Source organism: Kribbella sp. NPDC051936 (genome assembly GCF_040680955.1).
Lineage (GTDB): Bacteria > Actinomycetota > Actinomycetes > Propionibacteriales > Kribbellaceae > Kribbella.
Genome location: NZ_JBFAXS010000002.1, coordinates 661,784 through 676,542, shown reverse-complemented (window position 1 = coordinate 676,542; position 14,759 = coordinate 661,784). Strand labels below are relative to the sequence as shown.

The 14,759-nt window shown below is 69.6% G+C and carries 11 protein-coding genes; 3 read left to right on the top strand and 8 right to left on the bottom strand.

Annotation, left to right across the window (positions count from 1 at the left end; genetic code table 11):
* Nucleotides 1-100 precede the first annotated feature (100 nt).
* Both AB0L64_RS08780 and AB0L64_RS08775 read right to left on the bottom strand, forming a co-directional pair.
* On the bottom strand, nucleotides 101-1,936 hold the full coding sequence (locus AB0L64_RS08780; RefSeq protein ID WP_363709250.1) for a DUF222 domain-containing protein: 1,836 nt from the start codon (nucleotides 1,934-1,936) through the stop codon (nucleotides 101-103).
* Nucleotides 1,937-2,048: 112 nt separating this feature from the next.
* Nucleotides 2,049-2,888, bottom strand: coding sequence for a phytanoyl-CoA dioxygenase family protein (locus tag AB0L64_RS08775; protein ID WP_363709248.1), 840 nt, complete (start codon nucleotides 2,886-2,888; stop codon nucleotides 2,049-2,051).
* 87 nt (nucleotides 2,889-2,975) lie between these two features.
* On the opposite strand from AB0L64_RS08775, the gene AB0L64_RS08770 reads away from it, so the two are divergent.
* Together AB0L64_RS08770 and AB0L64_RS08765 are read left to right on the top strand one after the other, a co-directional pair.
* Nucleotides 2,976-3,815: an AraC family transcriptional regulator gene (locus AB0L64_RS08770; protein ID WP_363709246.1), complete on the top strand. Its 840-nt coding sequence runs from the start codon at nucleotides 2,976-2,978 to the stop codon at nucleotides 3,813-3,815.
* 12 nt (nucleotides 3,816-3,827) lie between these two features.
* Nucleotides 3,828-5,633 carry a heparinase II/III family protein gene (locus tag AB0L64_RS08765; RefSeq protein WP_363709244.1) on the top strand — a complete coding sequence of 602 codons (1,806 nt, stop codon included), beginning with the start codon at nucleotides 3,828-3,830 and terminating at the stop codon, nucleotides 5,631-5,633.
* On the opposite strand, the gene AB0L64_RS08760 is transcribed toward AB0L64_RS08765, so the two are convergent.
* The 6 genes from AB0L64_RS08760 to AB0L64_RS08735 all read right to left on the bottom strand — a co-directional run bounded on the left by AB0L64_RS08760 (nucleotide 5,630) and on the right by AB0L64_RS08735 (nucleotide 13,634).
* Complete coding sequence (locus tag AB0L64_RS08760; RefSeq protein ID WP_363709242.1) at nucleotides 5,630-7,372, bottom strand: beta-galactosidase; 1,743 nt, start codon at nucleotides 7,370-7,372, stop codon at nucleotides 5,630-5,632. The two genes, AB0L64_RS08765 and AB0L64_RS08760, sit on opposite strands and share 4 nt — an antisense overlap.
* Nucleotides 7,373-7,482: 110 nt before the next feature.
* Nucleotides 7,483-8,550, bottom strand: a complete 1,068-nt coding sequence (locus tag AB0L64_RS08755) for a LacI family DNA-binding transcriptional regulator (RefSeq protein WP_363709240.1) — start codon at nucleotides 8,548-8,550, stop codon at nucleotides 7,483-7,485.
* Between the two features lie 20 nt (nucleotides 8,551-8,570).
* The gene (locus tag AB0L64_RS08750; RefSeq protein ID WP_363709238.1) at nucleotides 8,571-10,508 is read right to left on the bottom strand and encodes a family 43 glycosylhydrolase; all 1,938 of its coding nucleotides are present in this window, start codon (nucleotides 10,506-10,508) and stop codon (nucleotides 8,571-8,573) included.
* Nucleotides 10,509-10,515: 7 nt separating this feature from the next.
* Nucleotides 10,516-11,385, bottom strand: coding sequence for a carbohydrate ABC transporter permease (locus AB0L64_RS08745; RefSeq protein WP_363709236.1), 870 nt, complete (start codon nucleotides 11,383-11,385; stop codon nucleotides 10,516-10,518).
* A gap of 9 nt (nucleotides 11,386-11,394) precedes the next feature.
* On the bottom strand, nucleotides 11,395-12,354 hold the full coding sequence (locus AB0L64_RS08740; protein WP_363709234.1) for a sugar ABC transporter permease: 960 nt from the start codon (nucleotides 12,352-12,354) through the stop codon (nucleotides 11,395-11,397).
* Nucleotides 12,354-13,634 carry a sugar ABC transporter substrate-binding protein gene (locus AB0L64_RS08735; protein WP_363709232.1) on the bottom strand — a complete coding sequence of 427 codons (1,281 nt, stop codon included), beginning with the start codon at nucleotides 13,632-13,634 and terminating at the stop codon, nucleotides 12,354-12,356. The genes AB0L64_RS08740 and AB0L64_RS08735 overlap by 1 nt, the downstream gene beginning before the upstream one ends.
* 356 nt (nucleotides 13,635-13,990) lie before the next feature.
* On the opposite strand from AB0L64_RS08735, the gene AB0L64_RS08730 reads away from it, so the two are divergent.
* Nucleotides 13,991-14,755: a sulfite exporter TauE/SafE family protein gene (locus tag AB0L64_RS08730; RefSeq protein ID WP_363709230.1), complete on the top strand. Its 765-nt coding sequence runs from the start codon at nucleotides 13,991-13,993 to the stop codon at nucleotides 14,753-14,755.
* Nucleotides 14,756-14,759: the final 4 nt, after the last annotated feature.

Here is a 14,759-nt window from a genome sequence, read left to right as displayed (position 1 = left end):
CGGAGGCGCTGAAAGGACTCCTCGCTCTCTCCGACCGGCAGCAGCACAACAGCCTCCTGCCCGCAGGCCCGCGGTGAGGAGGTGTTGGGTTGTCCGCCCGCTACCCGGTGGCTGCAAAGGCAGCCGCTTGCTGGAGAACGGCATCGTCGGCCCTCCAGCGCGAGCGGTCCGGGATGCTCTCCCCGCAGCCGGCTGCCTCGACATCCGGCGCTACCGCGAGTCCAGCCCGGCCGTCGCCCGGCGGTTCCGTACGCCGCGGCCCGCCATCCAGCGATGCCGCGCGCCCAGCTTGGGCGTCGTACAGCGCAGCCCGTTCAGGTTGTGCGTCGGGCGGTGCCGCGCGTCCGGGTTGCGCGTCGGGCGGTGCTGTACGCGGTGCGTCGGTGTCCAGTGGTGCCGGACGTCGGGCCCGGGCATCTGGAGACGCCGTACGTCGTGGCTGGGTGTGTGGCGGTGCGGTGCGTCGGGCTGTGGCTGGGGTGGGTCCGGGTTCGGCCCAGCTGGGGCGGGCGACGTGGACGACGCCGTCGAGGATGGTGATCTGCCAGCGGCCCCTGTGCAGGTCGGTGTGGTGACGGCGGCACAGCAGAGCCAGGTTCGAGACCTTGGTGTCGCCGCCGTCGATCCACGAGATCAGGTGATGGGCGTCGCACATCACCGGCGGGGCTCCGCAGACCACGCAGCCACGGTCACGGGCGTCCAGGGCGCGGCGCATCGCCTTGGTGACCAGCCGCACGCGGCGGCCCACATCCAGCGGCTCGGAGTTCGAGCCCAGCACCAACGGGATGATGTTCGCGTCGCAGGCCAGCCGCCGGATCGTGGCCGCGGACAGCCCGCCGCTGTAGACGGTGCGCCCGATCGCGTCCGCGGTCGCGGCTTTGAGGTCTTCGAGGTCGATCGTGACGGTGATGGTCGCCTTCGCGCCATACCCGGCCACCCGACCACCCGTGCCCGCGGTGCCGGCTGTGTCCTCGGCGCCCGCGGCGCCTTCAGCCGCCGAGGCCGCGGCACCCGCGGTGCTCGCGGCACTACCTGTGCCCGCAGTGCTCGCAGCACCATCTGTGCCCGCAGTGCTCGCGGTGCCCTCGGTGCCCGTGGTGGGGCCGGTGGTGGGGCCGGTGGTGGCCCAGACGGCGGCGGCGGTGCTCAAGGCATCCGACAGGGCGTCGGCCTGGCGCTTGTCGCGCGGGCGGGGGTCGTGTTCGCCGTCGACGGTCTTGTGTGGGCGGGCGCCGGCGTGGACGACGGCGCGCAGGAGTTCGGCGTTCTCGTTGGCCAGGAAGCCCGTGAACTTCACCCCGTTGTCGGCAGCCGACAGCGTCAGGGACTCCCGTTCATACGCCTTCAGCTCCTCGGGCTCGGGGCCGTCGGAGTCCAGCAGGTCGGCGATCTCCTTCGCGGCGGTGCGCAGCTCGCCGGGCGACAGGTGACCGGCCAGCCCGACCAACTGCTCCGCGGCCGCGTCCAGGTGCTCCACCGGGACCCGCGACCGGACCCGGTCGAGTCCGAACACGATCGCGGCCGCCTGCGCCGGCCGCAGCAGCCAGCCACCACCACCACCGTCGCCGGATCCGCTGTCGTCGGACCCGCTGTCGTCGGACCCGCTGTCGTCGGACCCGCTGTCGTCGGGGGCGTCGGTGGGTGCGGAGGAGGCGGTGCGTTCGAGGGCGGTGGATACGGCCGGGTAGTGCGGGGCGGTCTGGGCGAGGCGGAGGGTGCGGCGGGCGGCCGGTGAGTCCAGGCGGTACCGGAAACGCAGGAGTTCGGCGGTGTCGCGGGCGCCGAGCTCCTGCGCGTACCCGGTGGACTCGATCGCGGCGATCACGCTCAGCCGGTAGGCCTCCAGGCGGGCGAGCTCGGCCTCCAGCGTGTCGAGGGTGGACAGCAGTTCGCCGCCACTCATCGACCACGCCGGCCGTTCGCCCAGAAGTTCCATGGCATCGACTCTAGACGGTGCCACCGACAGTTTCCGAGCCGGAATCCCCTTGTTTTGTGGGCTGTTCGTGGGCCCACACCAGCAAACACCAGCGGGTTCCTCATCGCTCCCGCTATTGGAGGCCGGCGGTGTCGTACAGGATCGGGTTGAGGGGGGATTGGGGGATCTGGCCGGGGGTCGTGCCTGGCATCCAGTTGGCCAGGTCGGCGTGCTGGTTGTCGTTGGTGGGGGCTGCGGCGCGGATGTCGGCGTCGATGTAGATGACCGTCATCACGCGCCGGGGCTCGGTGCCGCGGTTCGGGCCGGCGTGGTGGAAGGTCCAGCCGCGGTGGAAGGACGCGTCGCCGAGGGCGAACGGTTCGACCACGTCCTCGAAGTTCTGCTCGGCCACGGCGTTCTTCAGCTGTTCCTCGGACTCGTCGGAGATCGGGAGCTCGCGGCCGAAGGCGAAGTTGTGGCTGCCGCGGGCGAACGCGAGCGGCCCCATCTCCCGCGGCGTCTCCTGCAGCGGCAGCCAGATCGTCACGCACCGATCGGAGGACAGCGGCCAGTAGTACTGGTCGGCATGCCACGGGGTGATGCCGCCGCTCGGCTCCTTGTAGAGCGCCTGGTCGTGGTACAGCCGAACGGCGTGCACCCCGAGCAGTCGCGCCGCGATACCGGCCAGACGGCGGGAGAACACGAGCTCCTTCACCAGCTCGTTCTGCTGCCACAGGTTCGTCACCTGCAGGAACGCCTTGCCGTACGTGTCGCGCTCGGCGAGCGGCAGGTGCTGGGTGTTGAGCCGGATCACCTCGGACGTGATCGTCGGCTCGTACCGCGCGATGGTGTCCGGGCTCAGTACTCCGGACAGGTGGGCGAACCCGTCGCGGTTGAAGTCGGCGGTGGCGGTCGGCGGCACACCGTCGTACGGCGTATCGAGCTCGTCGACGGAGAGGTCGGTGGTCGTCATGGCCTCCACGATTCCAACCCCGGCCCGCGGGGTGCTACGCCGCTGATGACCGGTTCCGGTACTCAGTTGTCCTCCTAGACTGTGCCGATGAACCCGCGCTACGAGCGGCCGGGAGTCCCGAGCGGTACGACGTTCACGTGCTTCACCAGGCGCGAGCGGTCGTTCGGCTTCGCCTGGCACTTCCACCGGGAATACGAACTCACGCTCATCACCGCGGGATCCGGGACGAGGTACGTGGGTACCGATGTGGAGGGGTACCTGCCGGGCGATCTCGTGCTGCTCGGGCCCGATCTGCCGCACACGTACGCGTCGGATCAGCAGTCCGAGGCCGCCGTGACACAGTTCCGGCACGACTTCCTCGGCGCCGGCTTCTTCGAGCTCCCGCAGTTCGCCGCCGTCCAGAGTCTGCTGAGCCGCTCGGCCCGCGGGTTGTACTTCGGCCGCCACGAGTTGCACGCCGACATCGCTGCTCTTCCCCGACTCGCGCCGGCCGACCAGACGGTGCGGCTTCTCGACGTACTGCAGCGTCTCGCCGCCGGTACGGCAGCGACACCGATCACCGGAGCCGGGTACGCCGCCGCGCCGAGCACCGCCGTACGGGATCGGGTCGACGTGGTGTGCCGGCACCTGCAGCGGGCGCACACCGAGCCGGTCGTACTCGACGAGGTCGCCGCGCTCGTCCACATGGCGCCGACGTCGTTCAGCCGCTTCTTCCGCCGCGCGCTCGGCTGCACGCTGACCGACTACGTCAACCAGCTGCGCGTCGAGACCGCTTGCCGCCTGCTCACGACCACCTCGCTCCCGATCACCGAGATCGCCACCCGTAGCGGCTACCACAACCTCGCCAACTTCAACCGCCGCTTCCGCGAACAGAAGACCATGCCCCCCACCCACTACCGAGCCACCCACCACCGTGGGGTCGCCTAATACGGTGTCCTGGTGACGTCGTTGATGCAGCGGTGGCGGTCCCTGTCCGACGAGGTACGCCGGTCGGCCGTCGGGGCTGCCGCGGTGCGGCTCGGCGTCCCCGACATCAGCGAGCGGGCCGCGTGGGAGGCCCTGGATCACAAGGCTGTCGCCGCGCTGCTGGGGGAGGCGGAGAAGGACCGCGCGCAGCCTTGGCCGCACACGCTGCTCTCGGACTACGCGCGCTACTGGCGTGACGGCGTGCGGGTCGCCTACGAGCAGCCGGTCGGTGAGCTGCGTCGCCGTACGGCGGCAGCGGTCGCGGCGGCTGCTGTCACCGGTGAGGAGTCGTGGGTCGACCACGCCGCCGACGGACTGCAGTTGCTGTGTGAGCAGACCACCTGGTGCTGGGCTGCGCACGAGTCGTTCGCCTCGGCACGCAACGAGGTCGTCGCCGATCCGGACGATCCGTACGTCGACCTGGGCGCGGCCGAGACCGTCGAGGTCCTCGCCTGGGCCGATCTCGTCCTCGGACCTGCCCTCGACGATCGCGTGCCAGGCCTGCGTCGTCGCCTGCGGCGCGAGGCACGGGTCCGTGTCTTCGTACCGTTCCTGCAGCGCCGCGACTGGCATTGGCTCGGGCTGGACGGCCGGCTGCACAACTGGAACCCGTGGATCCACGGCCACATCCTGAGTGCCGCTCTGCTGCTCGAACCCGACGCCGACCGGCAACTGCGGCTCGTCGACCTGGTCGTGGAAGGGCTCAGCCGGTACCTCGACGCGATGCCGTCCGACGGCGGCTGCGACGAAGGCTATGCGTACTGGTGGAACGGCCCGGCCCGTCTGGCGACCGCTCTCGAACTCCTCGACCGGATCACCGCCGGCGCGTTCGACCCGTGGGGTGTTCCGCCGCTCGCCGAGCTGGCGCGGTACCCGGGCCGGATGGCGCTCGGCGACGGCTGGTTCGTGAACGTCGGCGACGGTCCCGCGCGACCGAGCACGCAGCAGCCATGGCATGTCCTGCACCGCTGGGGGCGCCGGATCGGCGACGACGACGTGACGGCGTTCGCAGCAACACATCGGGACGAACTGCCGACGCCACAGCCCGGCCTCGGGCGGCTGGTCCTGGCTCTCTTCGACAGCGACTGGTGGGCCGCGAAGCCTGGTGCCACAGGGCTGCCGCGCTCGACCTGGCTTCCGGACACGCAGCTGTTCGTCGCCCGGGACGCCGGCCTGGCCCTCGCCGTCAAGGGCGGCCACAACGACGAGAACCACAACCACAACGATGTCGGCTCGTTCATCGCCGCGGTCGATTCGTCGCCGGTACTCATCGATCTCGGTCAGCCGACCTACACGGCGATCTCGTTCTCGCCGCGGCGCTACGAGCAGTGGGTCGTGCGCAGCGCCTGGCACAACGTCCCGTTGGTCGACGGCCGGGAGCAGTCACCCGGCGCGGACTCGAAGGCCACGCACATCGACGTACAAGAGGGGGCCTCGTTCGCGTTGACGCTGCCGGACGGCGCCGTACGGCGGAAGGCCACGCTCGACGCGGGCGCCGTACGAGTCGTCGACACGTGGCCGGCCGGGCACGTACTCGTGGAGCACTTCGTGATCGCCGGTACGCCGCAACGACAGCGGCCCGGAGAACTCGTCGTCCGGGCGCTGTCCGGTGCCGTGGCGACGCTGACGTGGAACGCGGAACTCGGCGCGGGAACGCTCGAACGCCGCCCTGTCGACGACGACCTGCTCAGTGCCGTGTGGGGGCCGGAGGTCCACCGGCTCGCCATCGACGCGTCGGCGCTGACGACGTTCGAGCTCACCGTCCGGAAGACCGGCTAGAGGTCGGTGAACCCGAGCGACGCGGAGCCCGTGAAGGTCGCCGTGGGCGTGTCCATGACGTCGAGCTCGAGGACGACGAGGGTGTTCGTCCCCGGCGCCAGCAGCGGCGCCGGTACGTAGAGCGTCTCCTGGGGGCCGCGGCGCCAGTACCGGCCGAGGCAGAAGCCGTTGACCCAGGCGAGACCCTTGCCCCAGGCATCGGTTCGCAGGAACAGATTGGACTCGCCGTCGGTCTCGAACGTCGCGCGCCAGGCGGTCGGCCCGATGCCGAGAGCGGACGGTGTCGGGCCGGCGGAATCCCACAGCCGCGGAAGGTTGTCGAGGTCGATCACGCACGCCGACCAGCCGGTGAGCTCGTCGGCGCCCAGGCGCACCGGGCCGATCAGCCCCTTCGGCTCACCGATCCGCGGTCCGTAGTTGACCCGTCCCTGGTCCTCGACGACGAGCTCGAGCCGGCCGCGCGTGTGCGGGAGCATGATCGCCCGCTCGTGCCGTTCCCGCTCCAGGACACCGACCGGCGCACCGTCGAGGAACACCTGGACACGGTCACGGACCTCGCCGAACGTCAGCAACGCCGGCCCGCCCCCGCGCAGCTCGGTACGGAAGAGCGCCAGCCGCGCCTCGAGGTCGTCGAGCGTGGGCAGCGCGGCATGCTCGGACCAGGTGCCGCCGCAGCCCTGCAGGAGCCCGATGGGATCGGCCAGCGCGACGCCGAACTCGCGGGCCGGCGGCCGGATCGCCGGCAGTTCGTCCGGCACCGGGGCGTACCGCGAGATCACCTCGCGGAACGCGTGGTACTTCTCGGTCGGGTTCCCGGCCTCGTCGAGCGGCGCGTCGTAGTCGTACGACGTCACGGTCGCGCGGTACACGCCCTTGTCGTTGGCCCCGCTCGTCAGCCCGAAGTTCGTGCCTCCGTGGAACATGTAGATGTTCACCGACGCCCCGGCCGCGAGCAGCGCGTCCAGCTCCGCCGCGGCCTCGGCCGCCGACGTCGTGTGATGACGTCCGCCCCAGTAGTCGAACCAGCCGTCCCAGAACTCCATACACATCAGCGGCCCGGTCGGCTGGTGCTTGCGCAGCGCCTCCAGCCGCGACGGAACCCGCGACCCGAACGACGCGGTCCGCAGTACGCCGTCCAGTCCGCCGGCGGCGAGCATCGCGTCGGTCGGCTGGTCCACGGTGACGAGCGGAACGGTCGTGCCCGCGCCCCGGATGACCTCGGCCACGGCCTTCAAGTAGGTCTGGTCGTCGCCGAAGGCGCCGTACTCGTTCTCGACCTGGACGAGCAGCACCGGGCCGCCCTGGTCGATCTGCAGCGGGCGGACGATCTCCAGCACGTCCTGCAGGTATTGCGTGACCGCGGACATGAAGCCCGGCTCGTACCGGCGGACGCCGACACTGCTGTCCCGGAAGAGCCACGCCGGGAGCCCGCCGTTGTCCAGCTCGGCGCAGATGTACGGTCCCGGCCGCACGATCGCGTACAGCCCGGCGGACGCGACCTCGCGGAGGAAGCGCCCGAGGTCGAGCAGGCCCGAGGTGTCGAACACGCCCGGACGCGGGCTGTGCAGATTCCAGGGGACGTAGGTCTCGATGGTGTTGAGCCCCATCAGCCGGGCCTTCTCGATCCGGTCGGCCCAGCTGTCCGGGTGGATCCGGAAGTAGTGCAGCGCACCGGAAATGATCTGGAAGGGCCGGCCGTCCAGGAGGAAGTCGGACTCACCGATGGCGAAGTCAGGCATGGGTTCTCATCTCTTGTCGAGCCGTACGGCGACGTTGTTTACGTAAACATTGTCGTCAGCGACGGTAACTTGAAGACGTCACGAATGTCCACCGTGGATCGGTGCCGTGCTCAGCGCCGGGTCCGTCGGCGCGGGCGCGGCGCGGCCGTGCTCTGCCGGACGATCAGCGGCGCCGGCACGGTGCCGTGGTAGCCGGTCAGCTGCTCGCGGCCGCCGAGCTGCCGCATGATCACCTCGACCAGGTCGTGGCCGATCTGGTGGAACTCCTGCCGGACCGTGGTCAGCGGCGGCCAGAGGTGGGCGGCGAGGTCGATGTCGTCGAACCCGACCACGCTCACGTCGTCGGGCACCCGGCGGCCGGCCTCGTGCAGCGCGTGGATCAGGCCGGCGGCCATCTCGTCGTTCGCCGCGAAGACCGCCGTCACGTCGTCGCGCCCGGCGATGCTGCTGCCGATCCGGTAGCCCGCTTCCGCCGACCAGTCGCCGACGAACGCCTCCGGCACCTGGCGTCCGGCGCTGGTCAGGGTCTGCCGCCACGCGGTCGCCCGCAGGTCCGCGGGGCCGGAGTCGCTCGGTCCCGCGATGTGGTGCACGGTCGGGTGCCCGAGATCCAGCAGGTGCTGGACCGCGGCCCGGCTGCCGCCGGCCTGGTCGGCGCCGACGGCCGGATGGTGCCCGACGAACCGCGAGTCGGACACCGCGACCGGCAGCGTCGGCGGCAGCGCCAGCGCGGCCGGTGTCGCGGTCTCGGCGCGGATGATGATCAGGCCGTCGATCGCCTGGTGACTGAGGTGCTGGACGGCCTCGCTGACATCGCTCGACGACGGGGTCTCGACGTCGACGAGGCTCACCGAGTAACCCTCCCGGCGAGCGGCCTCGATCACTGCCTCGATCGTCTTCGACTCACCCGTGCGGATGACCTGGTGAGCGATCAGGCCGATCGACCGGAAGTTGCCCTGGCGCAGGGCCCGGGCGGCGAGGTTCGGTGCGTAGCCCAGTTGCCTCATCGCGTCGAGCACCCGCTCCCGGGTCTCGGCCCGGACCGGCTCCGAGCCCGTGGAGACGCGGGACACGGTCTGCGACGACACCCCGGCCAGCCGCGCCACGTCGCCGATGGACGGTCCCGACTTCGGGTGCCCTTTGGCGCCGCGGCGCGCGCCTTTGACCTCGCTCGACATGGCATCAGCATAGGCGGGCGTCAGTTACCGCGAGCCACCATCAACCAGCTGACCTGGATGTCGGGGGAGCGGGTCGGAGTGATCGTCACCGTGAGCTTTCCGTCGGCCCCGACCGTGATCCCGCCGTACGTCGCCGCCACACCGGTCGCGGTGAACAAGCGCTGCTGGTCGACGACCGAACCGTTGACGGAGACCTCGGCAGCGCGGTTGGCCCACGGCCACGGGTCGTAGTAGCCCGCATGGACGGTGTACGTGCCGGGCTCGAGGTTTCCGAACGTGTAGACCAGCGGCTCGTGGTTCTTCGCGTACCGCAAGGTGGTGTAGAGGTCACCGGTGCCTGCCGGAGCGCTCGAACCGGTGTAGCCCCACTGTGTGCCGGTCGCGGGATCAGTGCCCAGCGGCTGCTCCGGCTCCGAGTTGAGCAGTGGTTGCTCCGCCGACGCGACCTGCGTCAGGCGGGTCCAGTCGGGCGTCGCGGTCCCGCCGGCGTTCACGGCGTACCGCAGGCCGTGCGGCACGACCACAACCGATCGGGTGAACGTCCTGCCGTCCGCGAGCGTGCCGCGCAGCGTCGCCGGTCCCGGTTGCGCGATGCTCGCCGCGTCCCAGGTGACAGCGACTTGCTGTGATCCCGAGGCCGTCGTCACCGTGACGGCGGCGGGCAGCGTGCTGGTGTCGCCGAGCCAGACGTGGTCCGGGATCGTGCTCGTGACGGTCCAGCGCGTGTACGGCGTGAGGTCTCGCAGCGTCCACTCGGTGTCCGGGCCGATGCTGAGCGCGCCGCCTTCGCCGAACCTCATCGGCATCCAGACGTACGGCGCGTTGGCGAGGTCGTTCGGCGTCCACCGGTCACCCATGAACACGAACTTGTTCTGCTTCTGGTCGACCGGGATCACGTTGGTGCTCTGCGAGTGGTACGTGGTCGCCGCGCCGTCACCGCTGATCGGGACACCGCGGTCGGTGAACTGCCCCAGGACGTTCTGCGAGGTCGCGTAGCGTGCCGGGTTCGGATCCCAGCCGGTGGCACCTGACGTCACCAAGTAGTAGGTGCCCTCGGACTTGAACATCGCCGGCGCCTCGCGCTGGTTGCACGCCAGCGTGCGCACGAAGTCCTTGCCCTGGACGGCGTTCTCCGGCGCCGCGGACAGGTACGTGTACGACCTGTTCAGCTTGGACACGTACATCGTCCGGTTCTCCTCGGACGAGTAGATGATGTACGCCGTGCCGTCGTCGTCCACGAACAGGTTCATGTCCCGCGCCATCCCGCCGGCCGGGTCGAACGCCGACCCGCTGCCGCACCACGGCACCGAGTCGCTCGGCACCCGGTTCAGGCGGTACGAGTCGATCCAGCGGAACGGGCCTTTCGGCGAGTCCGCGATCGCCACCCCGGCCTCGGCGCGCGCGTACGTCGACGTGCTGGTCGCCGACGACGGGCCGTCGGAGTGCACCCACATGACCCACTTGCCGGTCGCCTGGTTGTAGATCACCTTCGGGCGCTCGAGAATCGACGGGCGGGCCCAGCCGTCGGTGCGGACGCTGTTGGTGGACAGGTCGCGCCAGACGACGTCCTTCTGCGCGGGCGTGTACTTCTTGTAGAGCTTCGCGAAGTACGGATCGTTCGCGAACTGGTCGGGGGAGTTCATCGCGCGGAGGGCGAGCCCCTGATCCTTCCAGTTGTACAGGTCGTACGACGAGTACAGGTGGACGCCCGGGCTGTCGTAGTACCCGTTGCTGCGGTCCTCGCCGTACCAGTAGTAGATGCGCCGGCCGTCGTCGTCCGTCGCCGGCACGACCTGACCGCCGTGGGCCTGGATCACCTTGCCGCTCGTGTCCAGCCAGGGCTGACCGGGGCGGAAGGAGGTGTTCGCGGTGGGTTCGGCGGAATTGGCCGGTGACGTCAGGAGGCTGAGCCCGACCGTCGCCAGCAGCACACCCGCCCAGAGAGTTCTTCGTTTCACAGGGTTCTCAACCTTTCAGGCCTGTCTGGGCCACACCCTGCACGAGATACCGCTGCAGGAAGACGAAGACCAGGACGAGCGGCAGGATCGAGACGGCTGCCGCCATGAACAGTTGCGGGATGTTGATGGTCTGCGCTGTGACGAAGGTCGAGAGCGTGACCTGCACGGTCCAGGCGCTCTCGTCCTGGGCCACGACGAGCGGCCAGAGGAACGAGTTCCAACTCGCGATGAACGTGATCACGGCGATCGCCGCGATGAAGTTCCCGGAGTTCGGTACGACGATCCGCCAGAAGGTCCCGCCGTACCCGAGGCCGTCGATCCGGGCCGCCTCCTCGAGCTCCTTCGGGAACGAGAGGAAGTACTGGCGGAACAGGAAGACGGTGAAGCCGCTGAACAGGGACGGGATGATCAGGCCGCGGTAGTCCGAGACCCACCCGAGCCACGACACGATCACGAAGCTCGGCACGAAGGTCACCGCGCCCGGGATCATCAGCGTGGCGAGCACGGCGTAGAAGATCTTGTTGCTGTGCGGATGGTTGATCCGGGCCAGCGCGTATCCGGCCAGCGAGCTGACCAGCAGCGTGCCGGCCGTGGTGAGGACGGCGACGACCGCGGAGTTCCGCAGCGAGCTGAGCATCGGGATCTCGGGGTCGCTGAACAGGTCCGCGAGGTTGTGCCACTGGATGTCCTTGGGGAAGAACGTCCAGCCCGGGGCGGTGATGTCCTTGGTGCCGGCCAGTCCGTTCCTGATCAGCAGGTAGAACGGGACCAGGAACAGCAACGTCATCACGAGCAGCACGGCCGTCCCGGCGCCATTGGCGATCCGGTCGGCGAGAGTACGCCGGTAGCCGACGGCCTGCGGCTGATGGGAATCCATGGGAATCTCCTAGTCGCTGGGTCTGCCGAAGCCGAGGAGCTTGCCCTGCAGCACGGTGACGACGGCGATGATCGCGGCCAGGATCAGCGAGCCCGCGCTGCCGAGGCCGAAGTTCTGCTGACTGCCGAGCGCGAGGTGGTAGAGGTACACCAGCGGCGGGCGCGCGTACTCGACCGCGCCGAGCAGGTTGTAGAACTCGTCGAAGGCCTGGTACGCCGCGATCAGGCACAGCAGCAGCACCGAGATCGAGGTCGGCCGCAGCAGCGGGAGGGTGATGTGCCGGAACACCTGCCAGCCGGGCTTGGCGCCGTCCACGAACGCGGCCTCGTAGAGCTCGGGGTTGATGTTCTGCAACGCGGCCAGGAACAGGATCATGTAGAAGCCGGCCTGCAGCCACAGCCGCGCGGTCACGATGACCAGCCAGTACCACGGCGGATCCAGCGAGGCCAGCCAGCTGACCGGTTCCACGCCGATCCAGCCGAGCAACGTGTTCGCCATCCCGAACCGGACGCCGTTGAAGATCGACAGCTTCCAGATCAGCGACGCGACGACGTACGAGCAGGCGGTCGGCAGGAAGAACACCGACCGGAAGAACGCCCGCGCCACCCGGACCCGGTTCACCAGCACCGCCAGGAACAGCGACAGCGCGAAGGTGGTCGGAACGATGAGAACGGCGAACGCGGTGAACGTCACCAGCGAGGAGACGAACGCCTTGTCGCTCAACATCGCGGTGTAGTTGCCCAGGCCAACGAATTTGGTCGGCGTCACGGTGCCCTGGGCGTCGAAGAAGCTGAGGAACGCGCTCCAGGCGATCGGGAAGTAGACGAAGACCACGAGCCCGATCAGGAACGGCGCGATGAACAGCCAGAACGCGCGCCGCTGCCCGTGGATCGCCCGCGTTCTCCGCGCGCTCGAGATGCGCCCGCCGACCGGGCGCACCTGCGGAGCTGTGGTCGTCTGCTGCGACATCAGCCGAAGATCTTGCTGAGCTCGGTGTTGATCTTCTTCACCGCGCCGGCCAGCTCGGTCTCGGGGTCACCGCCCTTGCCGATCACTCGCGTGACGGCGTCGGTGAGCGCGGTGCTCATCGCGGGTGTCCAGTTCGGGTCGCCCTGGACCCCGTAGTCGGTGTTGAGCTTGACCGACTCGGCCGCGGGGCCGGACTGGAGCTTCGAGGCCTTCGCGGCCAGGCTCTTCCGCGGCGGGATGTGGAAGCCGTAGCTGAGCGACCAGTCCTCCTGCAGGTCGGTCTTGTCCACCCACAGCCACTTGGTGAACGCCTTCGCAGCGTCGATGTTCTTGGACTTCGCGCTGACGAACGCCGACCAGCCGCCGGAGACGACCGCCGGCTTGCCGCCGGCCGCGGCCGGGAACGGGAACGCGCCGATCTCGTCCGCGCCGAGCGCGGTCGACATCCCGGGCACCGCCCACATGCCGATCCACTGCATCGCGCACAGGTTCTGGTTGATCGCCGACGGATCCCACCAGTCGGTCGGCGCACCGAGCAGCAGGCTCTTGTCCGCGGCGAACTTCCGCAGCTTCAGCAGTACCTCGGCGACCTTGGCCGGGTCGAAGCCGATCTTGTGGTCGGCGGTCAGGAACCGGCCGCCGGTCGAGTAGATCGCCGCCGTGGTCAGGCCGCCGCCGGTGTTGTTGGCGTCGTTGCCGGCGAACAGGCCCTTGACCGACTTGTCGGTGAGTTCCTTCGCGGCCGCGATCAGGTCGTCGAGAGTCTGCGGCGGCTTGATGCCCTTCGCCTCGAACAGGCTCTTGCGGTAGTAGAGCATCTGCGGGTCGTTGATCATCGGGATCGAGTACAGCTTCCCGTCGATCGAGTTGGCGGCCAGGTCGCCCTCGGCGTAGTCGTCCTTGACATCGGCGATCAGGTCGTCGAGCGGCACGACCTGGCCGGAGCTGACCAGTGAGCGCTCGAGGTGGCCCTCGAAGGCGTCGGGCCCGTCGCCGGACGAGAGACCGCTGGACAGCTTCGCCGGGTAGTCGCCGGGGATCCACTGGATCTGGACGGTCGCGTCGGTGTACTCGGCGGCGTACTTCTTCGCTGCTTCCTGCGTCCCTTTCTCGCCGTACTGGTGGTACCACTGGCTGAGCGAGACCTTGCTGCCGCCACCACCAGTGGCAGCAGCTCCGGTTCCCTTGTTGGAGCCGCAGGCGCCCAGCACCCCTGCGGCGGCCAGACCGAGTGCTCCGCCGAGCACGGCGCGGCGGGAGACGTTGGCGGGCGGGGTCATTGTTACCTCCGGAGAGCCAAGAATGTTTACGTGAACAGAAGGTGCCGATGATTAGAGCGCCCCTGTCGATCCGGCGTCAAGAGCCCGTGCCCGGGAATTTCGACTGATCCGGTTCAGTTCGAGAAGCCCTTGATTTGCTGGTGTTTGGGCGGATCGGCGCGCGTGCTCGAGGCGCGGAGGTGCTGGACTCTTGACGTCCGTGCCTCGTGGGCCCATGATCGGGCCGAGTCGGTCTGTTTGCGTAAACAGCGTCCCGGACCGACCGTCTGCCCGGCCGCTGCCGGTCGTCAATAAGCTGGTGCCATGGAGTCGCCCGAGATCATGCTGGATGCCGGCGTCGCGGTGCGGGACAGGACGTGACCGGTGCGGAGCATCTGGCCATCGTCGCGGCCGGTCTCGGCGCCGGCGTGCTCACATCCACCGTCGGTGTCGCGTCATTGGTCAGCTTCCCCGCCCTGATCGCGCTGGGGATCCCGCCGGTGGTGGCGAACGCCTCGAACACGATCGGCTTGCTGCCCGGCGCGCTCAGCGGCTCGTTCGGGTACCGGCGGGAGTTGCGCGAGGTGTCCCGGCCGACGACGATCGCCGTGGTGCTGACGTGCGCGATCGGCGCGATCGGCGGCGCGGCGCTGCTGCTCGCCCTGCCGCCCGGGGTCTTCGCGGCGGCCGCGCCGTGGCTGATCCTGTTCACCTGCCTGGTCGTCGGCGTCCAGCCGTGGATCTCCCGCTGGCTGCGGTCGCGGCATGAGACCCCGGCGGAGACGCGGGCGACGATGACGCCGGCGACGACGTTCTTCGCCGCGCTGACCGGTGTGTACGGCGGGTACTTCGGCGCCGGTGCGGGCGTGATGATGATGGCGGTGCTCGGCCTCGGCCTGGACCTCGAGTTGCGTGTCGCGAACGCGCTCAAGACCCTGTCCCTGCTGGCCGCGAACCTCGTGGCCGGCATCATCTTCGTGTTCGTCGCCGACCTGAACCCGACCGCGATCGTGCTGCTCGCGGCCGGGTCGGTCGCCGGCGGGTACGTCGGCGCGCACATCGGCCGCCGGCTCCCGAGCGGCCTGCTCCGCGCCCTGATCGTGGTGGCCGGCGTCACCGCCGCGGTCCTGATGCTCCGGTAGTCAG

Bases quoted from the DNA above. Each gene is read 5' to 3' on its own strand.
- AB0L64_RS08780 (WP_363709250.1), bottom strand. From the start codon at position 1,936: ATGGAACTTCTGGGCGAACGGCCGGCGTGGTCGATGAGTGGCGGCGAA.
- AB0L64_RS08775 (WP_363709248.1), bottom strand. From the start codon at position 2,888: ATGACGACCACCGACCTCTCCGTCGACGAGCTCGATACGCCGTACGAC.
- AB0L64_RS08770 (WP_363709246.1), top strand. From the start codon at position 2,976: ATGAACCCGCGCTACGAGCGGCCGGGAGTCCCGAGCGGTACGACGTTC.
- AB0L64_RS08760 (WP_363709242.1), bottom strand. From the start codon at position 7,372: ATGCCTGACTTCGCCATCGGTGAGTCCGACTTCCTCCTGGACGGCCGG.
- AB0L64_RS08755 (WP_363709240.1), bottom strand. From the start codon at position 8,550: ATGTCGAGCGAGGTCAAAGGCGCGCGCCGCGGCGCCAAAGGGCACCCG.
- AB0L64_RS08745 (WP_363709236.1), bottom strand. From the start codon at position 11,385: ATGGATTCCCATCAGCCGCAGGCCGTCGGCTACCGGCGTACTCTCGCC.
- AB0L64_RS08740 (WP_363709234.1), bottom strand. From the start codon at position 12,354: ATGTCGCAGCAGACGACCACAGCTCCGCAGGTGCGCCCGGTCGGCGGG.
- AB0L64_RS08735 (WP_363709232.1), bottom strand. From the start codon at position 13,634: ATGACCCCGCCCGCCAACGTCTCCCGCCGCGCCGTGCTCGGCGGAGCA.